The organism is Caballeronia sp. SBC1, assembly GCF_011493005.1.
In the GTDB taxonomy this organism is placed as follows: domain Bacteria; phylum Pseudomonadota; class Gammaproteobacteria; order Burkholderiales; family Burkholderiaceae; genus Caballeronia.
The window spans coordinates 1,492,331-1,512,016 of sequence record NZ_CP049157.1 but is presented as its reverse complement, the minus strand read 5'-3'; the positions used below and the strand labels follow the sequence as shown (position 1 = coordinate 1,512,016).

The window sequence follows — 19,686 nt, the reverse complement described above, 5'->3', positions numbered from 1 at the left end:
CCAGGAGACTCCCATGTCGACCCCATCGATAGACACTTTGCGCGGCACGCTGCACACCGACGCGCAGGCAGAACGCGAGCTATACAAGAAACTCACCTGGCGGCTGATCCCGTTCTTCTGTCTCTGCTATTTTTCAGCGTACCTGGACCGCGTCAACGTGGGTCTGGCGAAGCTGCAGATGCTCGACGCGCTCCACTTCAGCGACACCGTCTACGGCTTGGGCGCGGGGCTTTTTTTCGTCGGCTATATTCTCTTTGAGGTTCCGAGCAACCTGATCCTGCAGAAGGTGGGGGCGAAGCTCTGGATCGCGCGGATCATGGTCACGTGGGGCATCCTTTCCGGGCTCACGATGTTCGTCAAGACGCCGGGCCAGTTCTATACGCTGCGCTTCATGTTGGGCGTAGCAGAAGCCGGTTTCCTGCCGGGCGTGCTGCTGTATCTGACGAACTGGTTTCCCGACGCGCGCCGCAGCAAGATCATCGCGCTCTTCATGATGGGACTGCCGCTGTCGAGCCTGATCGGCGGCCCGTTGTCGGGCTGGATCCTGACTTTCTTCGACGGCATGCATGGCTGGCAAGGATGGCAGTGGCTGTTCGGGATCGAAGCGTTGCCGTCAATCGTGCTTGGCGTGCTGGTATTTTTCTATCTGCCCAATACCGTGGAGTCAGCGAAGTTCCTCAATAGCGACGAACGTCTGCGCCTGAAGCACGATCTCGCGCAAGAGTCTCACGACGGCAAGGGTCATCGGCTGCGTGATGCGTTCACCGACCCGAAAGTATGGGCGCTGGGTCTCATCGATTTGTGCGTGTTGCTCGGTACCTATGCAATCAGCTTCTGGCTGCCGAGCATCATTCGCGATTCCGGCGTGAAAAGCGCGCTCGAGATCGGCATGCTGACCGCCATACCGAATGCGCTGGCCGTGATTATGATGCTGGTGACGGGCGCGAGTTCGGACAAGCACCGCGAACGCCGCTGGCATATCGTCGTACCTTTCGCCTGCACAGCTTTTGGCCTGATCGCTAGCACGTTCTTCAGCGGCAACACGGCGATCACCGTGATCCTGCTGTCGATCGCAAATGCCGGCGTGGCCGCCGCCATGCCGGTGGTCTGGGCACTGCCCTCCACGTTCCTGCGCGGCACGGCGGCGGCGGCGGGCATCGCGTTCGCTTGCTCGATCGCAAATCTGGGCGGCTTTGCCAGCACCTACGTGCTGGGCTGGATGAAGGACTCGACCCACAGCATGAGCGCCGGCCTGATCACGTTCGGCATCTGCATGCTGGCGGGTTGCCTCTTGGTGTTGGCGATGCCCAAGCGTATTGTTAATCGTTGAAACGCAGCGTTGAGGCTAGTCGTTGAAATTGAAGCGTTCTAGTCGAATCAAGCGGCATTTTCAGGAATCGTCATGCCTACTGCAGCAGCGCTCACCCGAGGTGAACTGCTCGCGCGCAGCGGCTGCCTGACTATCGTCAGGCAGCCGCTCGCGCCGGTCAAACCCGCGCCCGGTCAACCGGGCAGCGGGTCTTCCTACGTTCAGGACTCGCCGGAAATTTTCGTCGCGATACTGGATGATGGCCGCATCCTCGCGTTTAACGGCCACGTCGATCTTGGCACGGGCATCCGCACGTCGCTCGCGCAGATCGTGGCGGAAGAACTCGACGTGCCGGCCCCGCGCGTCAAGATGATCCTCGGCGACTCCGCCCAAGTGCCCAACCAGGGGCCGACCATCGCCAGCGCAACCATCCAGATATCCGCCGTGCCGCTCAGGTTCGCCGCGGCGCAAGCGCGGCTCGTGTTGATCGGGCTGGCAGCGCAGCGCTGGGGTATCGACGCCGCCAAGCTTGCCACCGACGACGGTTGTGTCATCGCCCCGGACAATACCCGTATTGGCTTTGGCGAGCTGCTCCAGGGGCAACGAATCTCACTTCCCGTTGACTCATCCGTCGCTGTAAAAGACCCCTCGACTTACCGGATTGTCGGGCGGGCAACGCCACGGGTCGATCTGCCCGCCAAGGCCACGGGCACCCTGACCTTCGTTCACGACATGCGCGTGCCCGGCATGCTGCACGGGCGCGTCGTGCGGCCGCCGTATGCAGGACACGATTGCGGAGCGTTCGTCGGCAAGACGTTGATCGACGTGGACCGTTCATCGGTAGACACGCTGCCGGGCGTGCGCGGCGTGGTAGTTATCGGCGACTTCGTCGGGGTGGTGGCCGAGCGGGAGGAACAGGCGATCCGCGCAGCGCGTGCGCTACGCGTTCGGTGGCGCCCGCTGCCGCCGCTGCCGTCCCTAGATAACCCCGCGCAGGCCGTATCGCAGGCTCCCGCCCAGCGGCGTCTGCTGCTGGAAGAAGGGGACGTTGAGAGCGTGCAGGGACAGGCCGGAACGACCACGCTGACACGCAGCTATGTTTGGCCGTACCAGATGCATGGCTCGATCGGGCCGTCCTGCGCCCTCGCGGACTATCAGGACGGACGCATCACGGTATGGTCGGGCACGCAGAACCCGCAGACCTTGCGCTACGACTTGTCGCTTCTGGTCGAGCGCGACGAAGCCGATATCGATATCGTCCGCATGGAGGCTTCCGGGTGCTATGGCCGAAATTGCGCCGACGACGTTGCCGGCGACGCGCTCCTGCTCTCGCGTGCCGTGGGCCAGCCGGTGCGGGTCCAGCTATCACGTGCTGACGAACATCAGTGGGAGCCCAAGGGCACGGCGCAAGTCGTCGATGTAACCGGCACCGTGTCCCGCAGCGGCGACACGCTGGGTTATACGTTCGCCTCGCGCTATCCGTCGAACGACGCGCCCCTGCTCGCCCTTCTGCTCACGTGCGCAACGCCGGCCGAGCCGCGCGTCTTTGAAATGGGCGACCGGACCGCGGTTACGCCCTACACCTTCGCGCATCGCCGTTTTGTCTGCCACGACCTGGCGCCGCTGGTCAGGGCGTCGTGGTTCAGGGGCGTGTCGGCACTGCCGAACTCCTTCGCCCATGATGTATTCATCGATGAACTCGCATTCGAGACCGGCGCCGATCCCCTGGCGTTCCGGTTGCGTCATCTCAAGGACGAGCGGGCCGTGGCGTTGCTTGAGGCAGTGGCGGAACGCGCGGGTTGGCAAGCCCGTTCCGGACGCCGTCCAGCTCTCAATACCGGCGAACGCGTGCTTCAAGGGCGCGGCGTAGCGTATGCACGGTATGTGCATAGCCGCTTTCCCGGTTTCGGTGCGGCCTGGTCGGCTTGGATTGTCGATCTGGAAGTCGACACTGTCAGCGGAGAAATCCGCATCAGGCGAGTAACGGTTGGTCAGGACACGGGCACCGTGATCAATCCGGACGGCGTACGCCATCAGATCCACGGCAACGTGATCCAGACCCTGAGCCGCACACTGAAAGAGCGTGTGCGCTTTACTGATGGTCTGGTCGCTAGCAAAGAATGGGGCAGCTATCCAATCCTGACATTCCCCGAGTTGCCGCCGGTGGACGTGGTGCTGGTGGACCGGCAAGGCGAGCCGCCGCTAGGTGCCGGCGAGTCCGCTTCGCTCCCCGGCGCGCCCGCTATCTCCAATGCGTTATTCGATGCAACCGGCGTGCGCTTTCGCGAGCCTCCGTTCACACCAGACGCTGTCAGGGCCGCGCTGCAGGCCGCCGCGACACTGGTGGCCTCCGAGCATCGATGAGCGCCTAATGGCGCCCCCGCACGCGCCTACATGCAGCGATAGGCACGTACCCCGGTCAGTCATCTTCCGCCCGCGTCATGCTGCGCAACAGATACACGATGGCAACGCGCTCCGCCGGGTTCAATCCCCCATAAGTCTGCTCGCTCACCTGCTTCGCGAACGGCACGGTCTGGTCGATCAACGCCAGGCCTTCCGGCGTCGTGCGCACCAGCAGCTTGCGGCCGTCGAGCGGGTCGGGCGAGACCACGATCAGCGAACGCGCTTTCAAGCGCTCGACTACGCCGCGGATGGTGGCCTGGTCGATTGCTGTCGCCTTGACGATGTCGTTCAGCGAGCAGGATTGCCGCTCCTTGACCGCGCACAGCGTGACGAACTGCGCCGCAGTCAGGTCGGAATCCGGTATGGCGGCCTGGAAGATGGCGACATGGCGCTGGTATGCACGCCGCAGCAGGTGGCCGATCTGCTCGGAGAAGTGATACTCCTCGCTGCCTGCAACAACCGGAGAGGGAGATGGCTTTTTGGACATGGGAAGGATTGTAGGGTACACGTTCTATTATGCTTAGATTACGGCGACGCACCGTTATCTTCAGTCCTGCCGTGAATCCCCTTTTTATCATAGTCCGCGGCGGGCCCACGGCGGGGTTATGAAGCCCTACTTGGGTATCCCGACCTGCGTCAGAACACCACGATGACAAACCCTTGAGTTTTGGTGAAAATGGTATAAAATATTATACACAAGGTCGCCATGACACCGGAAAAAGAGATTCGTTGGGTCGGGTCAGCCTACGACGACCTATTGGAGTTTCCAGTTGAGCCACGCCGGGATGCCGGTTTCCAGTTAAGCAAGGTTCAGTCACGGCTGGACCCAGAGGACTGGAAACCGTTCGGGGAGGTGGGTGCTGGTGTTCGGGAAATCCGCATCAGGGACAGCAGCGGCGTTTTCCGGATGATGTATGTAGCCAAGTTCGAGGAAGCGGTATATGTCCTGCACTGCTTTCAGAAGAAGACCCAGGCAACGAGCAAGCGGGATAAGGAAATTGCCGAGGCGCGCTATCGCGCCGTGGCCAACGCAAGGAAGATCAATCAATGACGATCGATACTGAAATCCGCCATGTGACAAAACCGGGCGCAAACTTGTTCCGCGAACTCGGGTTTTCGGCTGAGGAAGCGAAGCGGCTGCAAGCAGCTTCGCGCAAGCAGATCAACGACACACAGCAGCTCAAGGAGCAACTGATGTCGGAGCTTGCTGAATGGATCGAACAGCATCAGCTCAAGCAGGCAGAAGCGGCAAAAATCCTGATGGTGTCGCGGCCACGTGTATCCGACGTGGTGAACAAGAAGACGGCCAAGTTCACTATCGATACGTTAGTCGAGATGCTCAGCAGAGTGGGAAAGTCGGTCACGCTGGCAGTCGGGTTATAGTCGAAAACCCCGGCACGGTCGAGTCAAGAACGTCTCAGTCCTGTCTCACTCCTACCTGCCAGCGCCAAGTCCAGCACCCCTGCCAGCTTCTCAAACGCCGGCTCGATCTCCTCTTCCGCCACGCATCCATACCCGATCAGCAAGCCCGACATGCCTTCACTGGGGCTCAAGAAATACCCCGAGAGCGGCCGCACCACGATATTGACCGCAAGCGCCGCTTTCGCCACTTCGCGGTCATCCACGCCATCGGGCAAACGCAGCACGAGATGCAGCCCGGCATCGCCGCCGACAATCTGCAACGCGTCGCCATAACGCTTCCTGATTGTGTCCAGCAGTATCTGGCGACGCTGCCCATAGATCCCGCGCATCCGGCGGATATGCGACGTGAAATGCCCCTCCGCGATGAACTCGGCCAGCACCGCCTGCTGCAACAACTGTCCCTCGCGATACAACTCGGCGGAAGCCGTCGCGAAGCTCGACGACAACCCCTCGGGCACCACGACGTAGCCAATCCGCAGCCCCGGGAACAACGTCTTGCCGAAGCTGCCCACGTAGATCACCTGCCCCGATGTATCGAGTCCTTGCAGCGACGCGAGCGGCCGGCTGCCGTATCGAAACTCGCTGTCGTAATCATCTTCGATGATCCAGCAGCCGTTTTGCCGCGCGAACTCCAGCAGCATGCGCCGCCGCGCGAGGCTCATCACCATGCCCAGCGGGTATTGATGCGACGGCGTGACCAGCATCAGCTTGGGGCGATCGGCAAGGTCATCCACAGAAGGATTGATGCCCTCTGCATCCACGGGAATAGCCTTGAGCGATAGCCCGGACACCTGCAACACGCTACGCACTCCCCAATAACAAGGATCTTCGGTCCAGATGACATCGCCGGAATCGGACAGCAGGCGCACGGCAAGATCGATGGACTGGTGAATCCCCGTCGTCACAATGATTTGCTCCGGCGTACAACGCACCGAACGCGAGGTCCGCAAATAATCGGCGAGCACCTGACGCAGCTTTGGCAAACCACCGCCGGGCGCATAGGTCAGCAGATCCGGCGGCAAGCGGCGCCAGTATTTGGATTGCAAGCGGCTCCAGACGGCCGCTGGAAACCGCGATACATCGGGCACGCCGGGCATGAACGCGCCGCCTTGCCGCTGCGACACACCCGCCCCTTGCAACAACCGTGCGCCGCGCGCGGACAGTACACGCGGCTCCGCAGGGGCCGCGTCGCGCGCCGCGGATTCCGCGCCCACAATCTCGTCCGGCGCGCTGTCAGAGACAAACGTGCCCTGCCCCGTTGCCGACCACACGTAGCCTTCCAGCGCGAGTTGCTCATAAACCTGCGTGACCGTATTGCGGCCGAGGCCCAACTCGCTCGCGAGCAATCGGGACGACGGCACCTTGGTCCCCGCCGGCAATTCCCGCGACAGAATGGCCTGCTGCAACAAGCCATACAACTGCCGATAAATTGGCTGGCCGCCCGTTCGCTCAATCCGCTGAGCCAGCCAGTCGGACAACATGCTTGCACGCATCGCTGAAATGGCTCCTATAAAAACACGGAAATGGCTCTGATTTAAAGAGCCAAATCTTACTATAGTCGAGGTAGAGCCTAAGAACCGTCAAGTAACGATCAACCCCCAAGGAGCGATGCCGTGAGCCAGACCCTGAAGAACGCCGACCTTAAAACCCGCAAGGACGCAGCGACACCGCGCGGTGTCGGCGTGATGTGTGATTTCTATGCCGAACGTGCTGAAAACGCCGAGCTGTGGGATGTCGAAGGCCGCCGTTTTATCGACTTCGCGGCGGGCATCGCGGTCTGCAACACGGGACATCGGCATCCGAAAATTGTCGCGGCCATGCGCGCGCAACTCGAGCGCTTCACGCATACGGCGTATCAGATCGTCCCTTACGAATCGTATGTTTCGCTCGCCGAGAAGATCGTCGCGCGCGCACCCGGCGACTATGCAAAGAAAGCCGCGTTCTTCACGACCGGTGCGGAAGCCGTCGAAAACGCCATCAAGATCGCGCGCGCTGCGACTGGCCGGCCGGGCGTGATCGCATTCACGGGCGGGTTCCACGGCCGCACGTTCATGGGCATGGCGCTCACGGGCAAGGTTGCGCCCTACAAGATCGGCTTCGGGCCGTTCCCATCCGATGTATTCCACGCCCCGTTCCCGAACCCGCTGCGCGGCATCACGACCGAGGATTCGCTGCGCGCTATCGAGCATCTTTTTGCGGCGGATATTGAGGCCAAGCGCGTTGCCGCGATCATCTTCGAACCGGTTCAGGGCGAAGGCGGTTTCTATCAGGCACCCGTGGAATTCGTGCGCGCGTTGCGCAAGCTCTGCGACACCCACGGCATCCTGCTGATCGCCGATGAAGTTCAAACCGGCTTCGCGCGCACCGGCAAGTTGTTCGCCATGCAGCATTACGACGTCTTGCCGGACCTGATGACCATCGCTAAAAGCCTGGCGGGCGGCATGCCGCTGTCGGGCGTGGTCGGCCGTGCCGATGTCATGGACGCGGTCGCGCCCGGCGGTCTTGGCGGCACGTATGCGGGCAATCCTTTGGCAGTGGCCTCGGCTCATGCGGTGCTTGAGATCATCGATGAAGAGAAGCTCTGTGAGCGTGCCGTTCGACTGGGCGACAAGCTCAAGTCACGGCTGTCATCGCTTAAGGCCGACGTACCCCAGATCGCCGATGTGCGCGGCCCTGGCGGCATGATCGCAGTCGAATTCTGCAAGCCGGGTACCAGCGAAGCCGATGCCGCTTTCGCCAAGCGCGTGCAAACCCTGGCGCTTGAACGCGGCCTGCTTTTGCTGATCTGCGGCGTGCACAGTAACGTGATCCGCTTCCTGTTTCCGCTGACTATTCAAGACGCTGTGTTCGACGAAGCACTCGCTATTCTCGAACGTGTACTGACAGAAGAAGTGGGAGTCGCAGCATGAGTACGCCACGTTCCTCCATGCGATTGAAAGACCCGGCGCTGCTGCGTCACGAAGCGTTTATCGACGGCGAGTGGCAAGGCGCCGACGATGCCTCTACCTTCGAGGTCATCGATCCGGCGAACGGTCAGTCGCTCGGTCATGTGCCCAAGATGGGCGCGGCGGAAACGCGGCGCGCGATTGATGCGGCCAACACCGCGTGGCCGCTCTGGCGCAAGAAGACCGCGAAGGAACGCGCGGCAGTCCTGCGCCGCTGGTACGAACTAATGCTGGAACACGCCGACGATCTCGCCATGATCCTCACCCGCGAGCAAGGCAAGCCGCTCGCTGAAGCACGCGGTGAGATTGTCTATGCTGCATCGTTTATCGAGTGGTTCGCGGAGGAAGGCAAACGCGTCGCAGGGGACACGCTGGCGTCACCCGCCGCCGACAAACGCATTGTGGTGACCAAGGAACCAATCGGCGTCTGCGCGGCTATTACACCGTGGAATTTTCCGAGCGCGATGATCACGCGCAAGGTCGGTCCCGCGCTCGCAGCCGGTTGTTCGATCGTGGTCAAGCCCGCAGAATCAACGCCGTTTTCCGCCTTCGCCATGGCCGTGCTGGCCGAGCGCGCCGGCTTGCCCAAGGGCGTGCTGAACATCGTGACGGGCGACCCGAAGGCGATTGGTGCCGAGCTGACCGGCAACCCCATTGTCAGGAAGCTGTCGTTCACGGGATCGACGCAGGTCGGCCGTTTGCTGATGGCGCAAAGCGCGCCAACGGTCAAGAAGGTGTCGCTGGAACTGGGCGGTAATGCACCGTTCATTGTTTTCGACGACGCCGATATTGATGCCGCAGTCGAAGGCGCTATTGCGTCGAAGTATCGCAACAGCGGACAGACTTGCGTGTGCACGAACCGGTTTTATGTTCATGACCGGGTGTATGACGAATTTGCCGCGAAGCTGGGCACGGCCGTTGCGAAGCTCACGGTGGGCAATGGATTGGAGAATGGCGTTTTGCTCGGGCCTCTGATTAACGATGCTGCCGTGCAGAAGGTCGAATCGCATATTCAAGACGCGCTGGACAAAGGCGCCAAGGTCGTAGTTGGCGGCAAGCGGCACGCGCTTGGATTCGGCTTCTTTGAACCGACTGTGTTGTCAGGCGTGACGTCAGAGATGAAGATCGCCAGGGAAGAAACGTTTGGGCCGCTCGCGCCGTTGTTCCGGTTTTCTTCCGATGAAGAAGTGATTCGGATGGCTAACGATACCGAGTTCGGATTGGCCGCGTATTTTTATAGCCGCGATATCGGGCGGGTTTGGCGCGTTGCCGAGGCACTGGAATATGGCATGGTCGGGATAAATACCGGGCTCATTTCTAACGAGGTTGCGCCGTTTGGCGGCGTCAAGCAGTCTGGGCTCGGGCGGGAAGGTTCGAGGTATGGGATCGATGATTATCTGGTGATCAAGTATTTATGCATGGCAGGGTGAGGCCGTTCACATTTTGAGTGGGGTTCGTGCGCGGGGTTGGTCGGTTCTGGGGTTAGCGGTCGGAGCCTATGCCGAAAGTCGGGCTATGGCCCGACTCCGAGCGCGGCGTATGACGAGTGATCAGATTGCACGGCGGCCCCTCCAAAGGCAATGAACAGGACGGCTATCGCGCGGTCCTGGTCATCTCCGATGCAGTCGTCAATGAGATCACCGGGCGCTTCACGGGTCTGCCCATCACCTCCACCGTGAGAGAGTGGGCGACCGAGATCCCCCTCAAGAGCCTCAAGCGTCCAGGCGTCGCTCTAGTCGATCAGATCAGGAGTTGGAGCTTCACCGCCAGAGAGGTCAATTTCAGGGGTGAAACGGTCACGGCGGAAGAGCTCGACGCGGCCAAATATGCAATAAGATCCTTCCTCCAATTGTGAGCTTAGCGGGCTTGGGCGACCACCCGCGCGTCATGATTAACGGTACTTGCGGCATGCGTACCGCAAGTACCGCTCCGGTTCAAACCTCAACCGCAACCCGTTCCCCGCTTTCCACCGGAAGCGCCGTATCAAGCGCCGCATGCAGCAGCGCTGCATGCGCACCACCCGCATCCAATACGATCAGGTTCTTCGCAAAGGCCTCCTCCAGCGAAAGCCGGCCCTCGATCACCGCCGCCATCGCAGTCTCCGTTGCGATAAAGACCACATCCCGGTCCTCCTGGTTTTCTGCCGTCACATCAGGCGGCTCCGGACTGCAGTCGGGATCGAAGCCGGTCTCGGTCGCGTGAAAAAATCCCCAGGTCCCTATTTCAATCAGCAAAACATAGAAATCCGGCAGCGCCATCAACTCGCTAACCGACATGGACGATTCCAGCCGGTGCTGCAACGCTTTTAGCGTATCAATGGCAGCCACGCGCAATTTCACATTGGCTAGCGGGCCATCGAAAACCTTTTCCGGCAGCACGCCCGCGTCAATCGCTTCCCGCGTCGCGACCGCCACCGTCAGCGATCCCGGATGGTCCACATTAAATTCAATCTTGAGGTCACAGATAGAGCACATCGTCTCAATTCCTTTGCAAGCGCTGCATGAACCTCATGAACCTCAAGGCGTCACGATGTTGAACCAGAAGTCGAAGTTATCAAGCCAGGAAACAAACTCACCCAGCTTCTGCGTGTTGCCAGTAATCTTCGCCCTGCCCGCAATAATCTGCTTCTGCATTGTCGTGTTGCCCATCATCACGTCGTTGAGATCGGTCCGCGACATGGTCACCGTAGCGTCGGCGGTCTGCGAGGTCTTGCCCTTCGAATAGTGCAACGCCGAATTTTCAACGCCGACCAGATAGTTCTCCTTCGTGTCGGTCATGATGAAGTTGAACGAGATGGATTTTCCCGCCGCTCGCTCCGCATTCAAGCGAACACCCTGATAATCAAGGAACATTTCCAGCGGCATCGCCTTGATCGTGTCAGGACTCTGCGAACTGCCGAACGGAACCTTGTGCACGCCATTACGTAGCTCCATGGCCCCCGTCAGATAGAAATTGCGCCAGCTCGACGATTCCGCCTGATAACCGAGCTGTTCATAAGCGTCCGCCAGCATGTGCTTGGCAGGAACGTTTTTCGGGTCGGCAAACACAACGTGGTTCACCACTTCGGCAACCCAGCGGTACTCACCCTTGTCGTAGTATTTCTGCGCCTTCTGCAAGACGGCGTCTGCACCGCCCATGAACTCCACATAGCGCTTGCCGTTTTCGACCGGCGGCAATCTATGGAGATTGGCGGGCACACCATCGAAAAAGCCCAGACGCAGGTTGTATTGCGCGACCACATCGTGGAAAACAGTGCCGTAATAACTGCGGCAGTACCATTGTTTTGCCAGAGTGTCAGGCAAGTGCAGCATCTCCCCTATCTCGAGAGGGGTGTAGCCGGTATTGGCCAGGCGCATGGTCTGGTCATGCAAATACCGGTACATGTCACGCTGCGCCTTCAGGAAGGCAATGATCCGGTCATTACCCCAAGTCGGCCAATAATGCGAAGCAAACAAGACTTGCATATCGCTGCCGAACATATCAATAGCAGCCTGAAGGTACTTCGACCACAACAAGGCATCGCGTACCTTTGCACCGCGCAACGTGTAAAGATTGTGCAGCGTGTGAGTGGCATCTTCAGCGGCGCAGAAGGCCTTGTACTTCGGAATGTAGAACATGAACTCCGACGGCGCTTCGGATTCCGGCGCCATGATGACCGTCATCTCAACGCCGTCCATGGTCAGCTTCTGCCCAGTCTCAGTCGCGAAGTCAGTCGGCACCAGCAGCGTAATTGCGCCAATGGACGTGGTTTTGCCCAGTCCCGCGTCGACAACGCCGTCAACGCCTCGCGGCAGCAAATTACCGTACATGTACGCCGCCCTTCGGCTCATCGCGTTACCCGCGATGACGTTCTCGCCCACCGCGGCCTCCGTGAATCCGGCCGGAGCGTATATCTTTACCTTGCCCGCCTTTAAATCAGCTTCGTCAACAATACCGCGTATGCCGCCATAATGGTCCGCATGGCTGTGCGTATAAATAACATGCGTAATTGGCCGGTCGCCAAGATGCGGTATGACCAATTGCTTCCAAACCACAACTGATACATCCGCCGTCATCAAAGGATCAATGACAATCCAGCCGGTTTCTCCGCGGATAATACTCATCACTGAAAGGTCGTAACCCCGGACTTGCCAGATACCGTCAACCACTTCGAACAAACCGTGATTCATGTTCAGCTTGGCATTTCGCCACAAGCTGGGATTAACAGAATCCGGCGCGTTATTCTCCGGGCCACCGCTGATAAACGAAAACTGCCCCAAATCCCAGGCCGCACCACCCTTCGAACTCGGAATGATTCCCGGGCTCGGCAAGGTGGCTATCAACCCACGGCTCGCATCCTTGAAGTCCTGCGTGTCGTTGAAGGCCAGTTCATTTGCATACACCGCATTTGCTGCCAGAGTCGCCTTGGTCGGCGGTTTGGAACCAATGCCCGTGGGCATGGCGGGCGGCGTGCCTTGCGCCAGCGCATCCCCCGCTACCGCGCCAAGACCCGACGCGACGCCAACGGTGACAGCACCAACACCTCGCAAGAACTCTCTGCGGTTGGTCAGGGAAGCTGGGATTTTTTCATCAGACATAGGTCAATTACCTCTAGGTTTCCAGTTGTTTTAAAAGGCAGATAGCCCGATACAAATGGGAGCGACACGTCCTGCAGCCACTGCTTTCAATTTCATTCAACTACGATGTTCGCAATTAGCTCATCGTCTGAAGTCTTTGGTGTCAGCCGGTTTATCGCCCGTTAAATACTTTCTCAAATGGGAAACAGTAATGTTAATAAATTCACACCAATTATTGACAAAATGCTTTCATACGCCATTAAGCCATCTCAACCAATATCGGTTTTCATGGTATTTGGGTGGCATTGTCGAAAAATTTTTCCGCTTGATATTTATCGCCATTTCGCCTATAGCGCGAAGCAATTATTGATGCACTTGAAATAGTTGATTGGTACGTGGCATATACATTTACTGAGCGACTATTTGATTTCTTGCAACGTTTCACTCGGACATTGCGCCAATCTATTGAGTCCATCGCACGAGCACCCTTCTGCTTCCCAGATCGAGCACTATCTAAAGCATTTTTGATCATTTGCATTTCACATGTTATGCGCGTAAGAATGCGCTTTATGCATTCATCGATCTAACCAGTCGGCCGCCGCGTACCCATGGAAATCCGTCAACTGGAAGCGTTTGCTGCTGTCATGTCCGCCGGAAGCGTCACTGCCGCCGGGCGTTTGCTCGGGCGCTCGCAACCCGCGGTATCGCGTTTGATCCAGGAACTGGAAGCCGAGATCGGCTATCCGCTGTTCCAGCGTTTCGGGCCGCGTGTCGCGCCCACACGCGAAGCATCCGAGCTTTACCAGGACGTCGAGCGTACGCTGGCAAGCCTGCGTCAGGTGAAGTCGCGCGCCGAGCAGATCGCACGGCAAGCGCCGCCTCCGCTGACCATTGCCGCCACATCGGCGCTTGCCGCCGGACTCGTGCCCCGCGCGTTGGCCCTGCTCAACGAGGACCATCCGCTCGAGTCCGTGCATCTGCGAAGCGCTGCCCCCGAACAAGTAGTCGATGCAGTGCTGAACGGCATCGTCGATATGGGTGTCTCAAGCCTGCCGCTCGAACATCGCGGCGTGCTCGTGCACTGGATTGGCGAGGCTGCGTGCGTCGCCGCCGTGCATGCTGACGACCCGCTCGCGCGAGCGCCACGCATCGCAATGACTGACTTTGCGAACCGTCGTCTCGTCACCATGCAGAACCCTTACCGCTTGCGGCCGCGGCTCGATTCGGCATTCGTGCAAGCGGGCGTACGCACGGCTGGGGTGATCGAAACCAACTCGTCGCTGAACGCGCTCGGCGCGGTGCGCGCGGGGCTCGGGCTCGCCGTGCTGGAGCCGGTAACCGCGCTTGGATTGCCCGTCGATGGCGTGGTGATCCGTCCATTGGATATCCGCATCGCGTTCCTGTTCGGCGTCATCACGCCCGAGTTTCGGCCGCCCAGCGCGGCGACTCTTGCCGCAGCGCACGCGCTTGCGAAAGCAGCCGCCGAGATCTTGCCCGACTTCATCCTCCACGACGCAAGCCAGCACGGCGCGATTCTTCAAGCGCTCTACGGCGAGCCCGACGACATCCTCAATCTGACCGAAGAGCCCGCTACGTGAGCCTCGACAAAAACGCATCATTGACACCCCTCACCGGCCTCGCGACGCTCGAAGCGCGTCTCGCCGAAGACCTGTCCCTGCTCGAATTGCCCGCGCGCGAATGGGTGCCCGGCAAAACGCACAATGGCCGCGAAGTGCTGGACGTGGCGGTGATCGGCGGCGGCATGGCGGGGCTGGCTGCGTCTGCCGCGCTCAAGCTGCTGGGTGTGCGGGCGATTATCTTTGATCGCTCGCCGCAGGGGCTGGAAGGCCCATGGGCCACGACCGCCCGCATGGAAACGCTACGCTCACCGAAGCAATTGACCGGTCCCGCTTTAGGATTGCCCGCGCTGACGTTTCGCGCGTGGTTCGAGGCTCAATTCGGCACCGATGCATGGCAAGCGCTCGACAAGATCGATCGCCTGCAGTGGATGCAATATCTGATCTGGTATCGCCGCGTGCTCGCACTCGATGTCCGCAACGGCCACACGATTGAAGCCGTGACACCGCGTGCCGATGGCATCGTCGTATTGAGCGTGCGAACGCACGATCGTCGCTTCGATGTCTATGCGCGACGCGTCGTGCTCGCTACCGGGCGTGACGGATTGGGCGGCCCTGCATTGCCAGGGTTTGTTGAAGGATTGCCGCGTAATCGCTGGGCGCATTCATCGGATACTACTGATTACTCCATGCTCTCGGGTAAGCGCGTGGCCGTGGTCGGCGGCGGTTCGTCGGCCATGGACAGCGCCGCCACGGCGCTCGAAGCGGGCGCGGCCAGCGTTGACTTGTTGATAAGACGAGCCGATCTTCCACGCGTAAACAAAGGTAAGGGAGCGGGCAATCCGGGCCTGACGCACGGTCACCAAACGTTGCCCGATGAATGGAAATGGAAGATCCGCCACTACATCAATACGGTACAAGTCCCCCCACCGCGTGGCAGTACGCTGCGGGTATCTCGTCATCCAAACGCGCGCTTCAACCTTGGATGCCCGGTGCTATCGGTTGAAAGCACGGAGAATGGTCTTTCGATTCTCACCCCCAAAGGCACCTTCGCAGCCGACTTCCTCGTGGTCTCCACGGGCTTCAAGGTCGACTGGTCCGCGCGCCCGGAATTCGCTTCGTTTGCACCGTATATCCGCACGTGGGCCGACCGCTATACGCCGCCTCCCGGCGATGAAGACTCCGAGCTGTCCGACTCGCCCGATGTCGGACCCGCGTTTGAATTCCTCGAGAAGTCCCCCGGCGATTGCCCCGGTTTATCGCGTATCCATTGCTTCTGTTATCCCGCGTCGCTCTCGCAGGGCGCCGTCTCCGGCGACATCCCTGCGATCAGCACCGGCGCTAAACGGCTTGCCCAAGGCTTATCAAGCTTGCTGTATAGCGAAGACGTTGAGCAGCATTACGCGGCGCTGGAAGCGTACGCCGAACCCGAACTCTACGGCGATGAATGGCAACCAGCCGAAGCGCCGCCACAGTATGCGGAGGACCAATGAGCGGCTGGCTCATTCGCCGAATCGCGCAAGCAGCGTTTGTCGTGCTGCTGATGACGCTGATCGTGTTCATCGGCCTGCATGCGATCGGCAATCCGATTGATATCCTCATTGGGCAGGACGTCGATCAGGTCGACCGGGCGCGCATCATCGCTCAACTCGGCCTCGATCAGCCGCTCTGGAAACAGTATCTGGCCTTCCTCGCGGGTGCCATGCATGGTGATCTCGGCAACAGTTTTGTTTATAACGAACCCGCGATCCGCCTGATCCTGCAACGCCTCCCCGCGACCTTGGAACTGGCTGTTTCGGCGCTGCTGCTGGCGCTGGTAATCGGTATTCCGCTTGGGCTTTTCGCTGGGCTGCATCCGCGCAATCCGCTTTCGAAGATGTTGATGACGGGCAGTATTGTCGGCTTCTCCCTGCCTACGTTCTGGGTCGGCCTGATGCTCATCATGTTGTTCAGCGTGAAGCTCGGCTGGCTGCCCGCCAGCGGACGCGGCGCGACTGCGAGCCTGTTCGGTGTCCAGTGGTCGTGGCTCACGCTCGACGGCTTGCGCCACCTGATCCTGCCCGCGCTGAACCTGTCGCTCTTCAAGGTGTCGCTTGTCTTGCGCCTCACGAGCGCGGGCGTGCGTGAAGTCATGCCGATGGAACACGTGCGTTTTGCCCGCGCCAAGGGTCTGTCGCCCACGCGCGTGGTGCTCGTTCATATCCTGCGCAATACGCTGATTCCGCTGGTTACTGTGATCGGCCTTGAGTTCGGTTCGACAATCGCATTCGCGGTTGTGACCGAGACCGTGTTCTCGTGGCCGGGCGCGGGCAAACTGATACTCGACAGCATCAACGCGCTCGATCGCCCAGTGATCCTGTCGTACCTGATCGTGGTCGTCTGCATGTTCGTCTCGCTGAACCTGTTCGTCGATATCCTCTACAAGTTCCTCGATCCGCGCGTGCGGCTGGAGGGTGCGCGATGAGCACGACTCCTCTGGTTCCCGAGACCGAAAAGCCCGCACGCGGCACGCTCAAACGCCGTCAGTCGCCGTGGCGTCAGCTTGTCTCTGACTTTGGGCGTTCTCCTGCGGCGATGGCCGCATTGATCGTCGCGATACTGCTGGTGCTAGCGGCCATTTTTGCGCCACTCATCACGCCGCAAAATCCCTACGACCTGCTGCAGCTCGACGTACTCGATGCCCGCCTTCCCCCCGGTTCAATGAACGGTGCCGGCACGCATGCGTACTGGCTTGGCACCGACGGCCAGGGCCGCGATCTGTATTCAGCGATGCTCTACGGCCTGCGCCTGAGCTTATCCGTGGGTCTCGGCTCGGCGGTGATCGCGGGCGTGGTCGGCACCGTGTTCGGCCTGGTCGCGGCTTATGCCGGCGGCAAGGTCGACAGCCTCATCATGCGGCTCGTAGACTTGCTGCTCGCGTTCCCGTCCATCCTCGTCGCGATGATGCTGCTTGCGTTCCTGGGGAAGAGCGTGACGAACGTCGTGCTCACGCTGGTGCTGATCGAGTGGGCGTATTACGCACGTACCGCGCGAGCGCAAGCGTTGGTCGAAGCCCGGCGCGAATATGTTGAAGCCGCGCGCAGTCTCGCGATCCCCAACTGGCGCATCGTGCTCGTTCACATCCTGCCGAACTGCCTGCCGCCGCTTATCGTTGTCGGCACGCTGCAAGTCGCGCGCGCGATCACGCTGGAAGCAACGCTGTCGTTCCTGGGCCTCGGCGTACCGATCACCGAACCTTCTCTCGGGCTGCTCATTGCCAACGGCTACCAGACCATGCTCTCGGGCGAATACTGGACCAGCGTCTATCCGGGTCTCGCGCTGCTGGCCATGCTGGTATCGATCAACATGGTTGGCGACCGCCTGCGCGAACTGCTCAATCCGAGGTTCGTGAAATGAGCGACGCTGCTTTTCATGATTTTCATACCGCGGACAACACGCTCGAAGTCCGCCACCTGCGAACGCGCTTCTTCACGCGCGAAGGTGAACTGCCCGCTGTCGAGGACGTCTCGCTCACGCTCGCGCGCGGTCGCGTGCTGGGTCTGGTCGGCGAATCGGGATCGGGGAAATCGGTGACAGGCTTCTCGATCATGGGACTCATCGATGCCCCCGGCCGCGTGGTCGGTGGTGAAATATTGTTCAAGGGCAAGAACCTTGTTGGCTTGCCCGAAGCAGAAATGCGGCGCCTGCGCGGCAGCCGTATCGCGATGGTGTTCCAGGACCCCATGTCCACGCTCAATCCGGTGCAACGCGTAGACGCGCAGATGATCGAAGCGGTACGCGCGCATCGCAACGTGAGCCGCAGCGCCGCGCGCGAACAGGCGAGCGAAGCGCTGGCGGCCATGGGTATTGCCAGTCCCGACGAACGGCTGCGCTCGTATCCGCATCAGCTGTCGGGCGGTATGCGCCAGCGTGTGGCGATAGCGATTGCGATGCTGCACAAGCCGGACTTGATCATCGCCGATGAACCCACTACCGCGCTCGATGTCACCATCCAGGCGCAGATTCTGTCCGAGGTGCAGACGCTCGTGCGCACGCAAGGCACGTCGCTGATCTGGATCACGCACGACCTGTCTGTGGTGGCGGGTCTCGCCGATGACATCGCCGTGATGTATGCAGGGCGCATCGTTGAACAGGGCACTGTGGATGCGGTGCTCGACCGTCCGCAGCATCCGTACACGGCGGGTCTGATCGACAGCTTGCCGAGCCTCAACACGCGCGGGAAAAGGCTCAAGCAGATTGCAGGCATCACACCCGACCTGCGCTCATTGCCACCGGGCTGTGCGTTCGCTGCGCGCTGCACGCGGGCCACGGCGGCCTGCTCGACGCCTCCAATGCTTGGACCCTCGCCGGCCGCGCAAGCGTCCGAGCATGGCACGCATCTCGTGCGATGTTTTCATCCCGGCAGGCAAACCGATGTCCGCGCGGAGACAACCGCATGAGCGAGATCCATACACGCGCGCTGATTGAACTACGCGGGGTCAGCCAGCGCTTCGGCGAACGCGACCAGAACGCCGCGACACGCTGGCTGCGCGAGCGCAATGTGCTCGCGGCGCAACCGGTCACGCGGGCAGTCGAACATGTCGATCTCGCGATTGCGCCGGGCGAAGTGGTCGGGCTGGTCGGCGAATCCGGCTGCGGAAAGTCAACGCTCGGCCGCATTGTTTCGGGTCTCATCGCGCCGACTGAAGGCGACGTCCTGGTCGATGGACAAGACCGCGCGACCATGTCCCCAGCTTCGCTGCGTGCCGCTCGCCTGGCGATCCAGATGATCTTCCAGGACCCGTATTCGAGCCTGAATCCGCGACGGCGTATTCGCGATATCGTCGGGGAAGCGCCGCTTATTCACGGCATGGTCGAGCGCAGCGATCTCGACGCCTACGTGGCCGCGCAGTTGAAACGCGCGGGCCTCGATCCGTCGCTTGCCGACCGTTATCCGCACGAGTTCAGCGGCGGTCAGCGGCAGCGAATCGGGATTGCGAGAGCGCTCGCGGTCAACCCGTCCATGCTGGTCTGCGATGAAGCGGTCGCCGCCCTGGATGTATCGATACAAGCGCAGATCCTGAATCTCTTCATGGACCTGCGCGAGCAACTCAATCTTACGTACCTGTTCATCAGTCACGACCTGGGCGTGGTCGAGCAATTGTCGGATCGCGTGGTGATCATGTATCTCGGGCGGGTGGTCGAGAGCGCGCCCGTTGAAGAAATATTCCGGCATCCGAATCATCCTTACACGCAGACCCTCCTAGCCGAGATTCCGCGTATTGATGCACGCAAGAAGCATTTCACCGCCATTCGCGGCGAGATGCCAAGCCCGCTTGCGCCGCCGTCGGGTTGCCATTTTCATCCGCGCTGTCCGCACGCCATGCCGCGCTGCAAGACCGAAGTGCCGCGATTGCGCGGCATCGCTATCGAGCATGTCAGCGCGTGTCATCTGAACGACGCTCACTGAATTTCAATCCAGAACACACACATAA

Annotated in this window: 17 protein-coding genes; 13 read left to right on the top strand and 4 right to left on the bottom strand. The window is 60.5% G+C overall.

Going from position 1 to position 19,686, the window contains the following annotated elements:
* The first annotated feature begins 13 nt into the window (after window positions 1–13).
* Window positions 14–1,330, top strand: coding sequence for an MFS transporter (locus SBC1_RS24775; RefSeq protein WP_165094176.1), 1,317 nt, complete (start codon window positions 14–16; stop codon window positions 1,328–1,330).
* A 72-nt stretch (window positions 1,331–1,402) separates the two neighbouring features.
* Window positions 1,403–3,673 (top strand): xanthine dehydrogenase family protein molybdopterin-binding subunit, encoded by a 2,271-nt coding sequence (locus tag SBC1_RS24770; RefSeq protein WP_165094181.1) that lies wholly within the window; start codon window positions 1,403–1,405, stop codon window positions 3,671–3,673.
* Window positions 3,674–3,728: 55 nt separating this feature from the next.
* Here SBC1_RS24770 and SBC1_RS24765 read toward each other — a convergent pair whose 3' ends face one another.
* Entirely contained in the window at window positions 3,729–4,199 is a 471-nt protein-coding gene (locus SBC1_RS24765) for a MarR family winged helix-turn-helix transcriptional regulator (RefSeq protein WP_165094185.1), read from the bottom strand.
* 219 nt (window positions 4,200–4,418) lie between these two features.
* Between SBC1_RS24765 and SBC1_RS24760 the strand changes: the two genes are divergently transcribed.
* Both SBC1_RS24760 and SBC1_RS24755 read left to right on the top strand, forming a co-directional pair.
* Entirely contained in the window at window positions 4,419–4,763 is a 345-nt protein-coding gene (locus SBC1_RS24760) for a type II toxin-antitoxin system RelE/ParE family toxin (protein WP_165094190.1), read from the top strand.
* Entirely contained in the window at window positions 4,760–5,095 is a 336-nt protein-coding gene (locus SBC1_RS24755) for a helix-turn-helix domain-containing protein (protein ID WP_165094193.1), read from the top strand. The genes SBC1_RS24760 and SBC1_RS24755 overlap by 4 nt, the downstream gene beginning before the upstream one ends.
* Before the next feature lie 23 nt (window positions 5,096–5,118).
* Here SBC1_RS24755 and SBC1_RS24750 read toward each other — a convergent pair whose 3' ends face one another.
* Window positions 5,119–6,627, bottom strand: a complete 1,509-nt coding sequence (locus tag SBC1_RS24750; RefSeq protein ID WP_165094197.1) for a PLP-dependent aminotransferase family protein — start codon at window positions 6,625–6,627, stop codon at window positions 5,119–5,121.
* Window positions 6,628–6,759: 132 nt separating this feature from the next.
* Between SBC1_RS24750 and gabT the strand changes: the two genes are divergently transcribed.
* The 3 genes from gabT to SBC1_RS24735 all read left to right on the top strand — a co-directional run bounded on the left by gabT (window position 6,760) and on the right by SBC1_RS24735 (window position 9,934).
* On the top strand, window positions 6,760–8,043 hold the full coding sequence (gene gabT / locus SBC1_RS24745) for a 4-aminobutyrate--2-oxoglutarate transaminase (RefSeq protein ID WP_165101204.1): 1,284 nt from the start codon (window positions 6,760–6,762) through the stop codon (window positions 8,041–8,043).
* Window positions 8,040–9,509: an NADP-dependent succinate-semialdehyde dehydrogenase gene (gene gabD, locus SBC1_RS24740; protein WP_165094200.1), complete on the top strand. Its 1,470-nt coding sequence runs from the start codon at window positions 8,040–8,042 to the stop codon at window positions 9,507–9,509. Before gabT ends, gabD begins: the two co-directional genes overlap by 4 nt.
* A 116-nt stretch (window positions 9,510–9,625) precedes the next feature.
* Window positions 9,626–9,934, top strand: a complete 309-nt coding sequence (locus tag SBC1_RS24735; RefSeq protein ID WP_165094203.1) for a type II toxin-antitoxin system PemK/MazF family toxin — start codon at window positions 9,626–9,628, stop codon at window positions 9,932–9,934.
* A 79-nt stretch (window positions 9,935–10,013) separates the two neighbouring features.
* Here the strand turns inward: SBC1_RS24735 and SBC1_RS24730 are convergent, their stop codons facing one another.
* Both SBC1_RS24730 and SBC1_RS24725 read right to left on the bottom strand, forming a co-directional pair.
* The gene (locus tag SBC1_RS24730; RefSeq protein WP_165094206.1) at window positions 10,014–10,553 is read right to left on the bottom strand and encodes a hypothetical protein; all 540 of its coding nucleotides are present in this window, start codon (window positions 10,551–10,553) and stop codon (window positions 10,014–10,016) included.
* A gap of 42 nt (window positions 10,554–10,595) precedes the next feature.
* On the bottom strand, window positions 10,596–12,656 hold the full coding sequence (locus tag SBC1_RS24725) for an alkyl/aryl-sulfatase (RefSeq protein ID WP_165094211.1): 2,061 nt from the start codon (window positions 12,654–12,656) through the stop codon (window positions 10,596–10,598).
* Between the two features lie 587 nt (window positions 12,657–13,243).
* On the opposite strand from SBC1_RS24725, the gene SBC1_RS24720 reads away from it, so the two are divergent.
* From SBC1_RS24720 to SBC1_RS24695, 6 genes are read left to right on the top strand one after another with little or no spacing between them, the layout of a single operon-like run.
* Entirely contained in the window at window positions 13,244–14,233 is a 990-nt protein-coding gene (locus SBC1_RS24720; RefSeq protein ID WP_165094214.1) for a LysR family transcriptional regulator, read from the top strand.
* Window positions 14,230–15,705 (top strand): NAD(P)/FAD-dependent oxidoreductase, encoded by a 1,476-nt coding sequence (locus tag SBC1_RS24715; protein WP_165094218.1) that lies wholly within the window; start codon window positions 14,230–14,232, stop codon window positions 15,703–15,705. The genes SBC1_RS24720 and SBC1_RS24715 overlap by 4 nt, the downstream gene beginning before the upstream one ends.
* Window positions 15,702–16,676, top strand: a complete 975-nt coding sequence (locus SBC1_RS24710) for an ABC transporter permease (protein WP_158939918.1) — start codon at window positions 15,702–15,704, stop codon at window positions 16,674–16,676. The genes SBC1_RS24715 and SBC1_RS24710 overlap by 4 nt, the downstream gene beginning before the upstream one ends.
* Window positions 16,673–17,608, top strand: a complete 936-nt coding sequence (locus SBC1_RS24705) for an ABC transporter permease (protein ID WP_165094221.1) — start codon at window positions 16,673–16,675, stop codon at window positions 17,606–17,608. Before SBC1_RS24710 ends, SBC1_RS24705 begins: the two co-directional genes overlap by 4 nt.
* Window positions 17,605–18,651: an ABC transporter ATP-binding protein gene (locus tag SBC1_RS24700; protein WP_165094224.1), complete on the top strand. Its 1,047-nt coding sequence runs from the start codon at window positions 17,605–17,607 to the stop codon at window positions 18,649–18,651. The genes SBC1_RS24705 and SBC1_RS24700 overlap by 4 nt, the downstream gene beginning before the upstream one ends.
* The gene (locus SBC1_RS24695; protein WP_165094229.1) at window positions 18,648–19,661 is read left to right on the top strand and encodes an ABC transporter ATP-binding protein; all 1,014 of its coding nucleotides are present in this window, start codon (window positions 18,648–18,650) and stop codon (window positions 19,659–19,661) included. The genes SBC1_RS24700 and SBC1_RS24695 overlap by 4 nt, the downstream gene beginning before the upstream one ends.
* Window positions 19,662–19,686 lie beyond the last annotated feature (25 nt).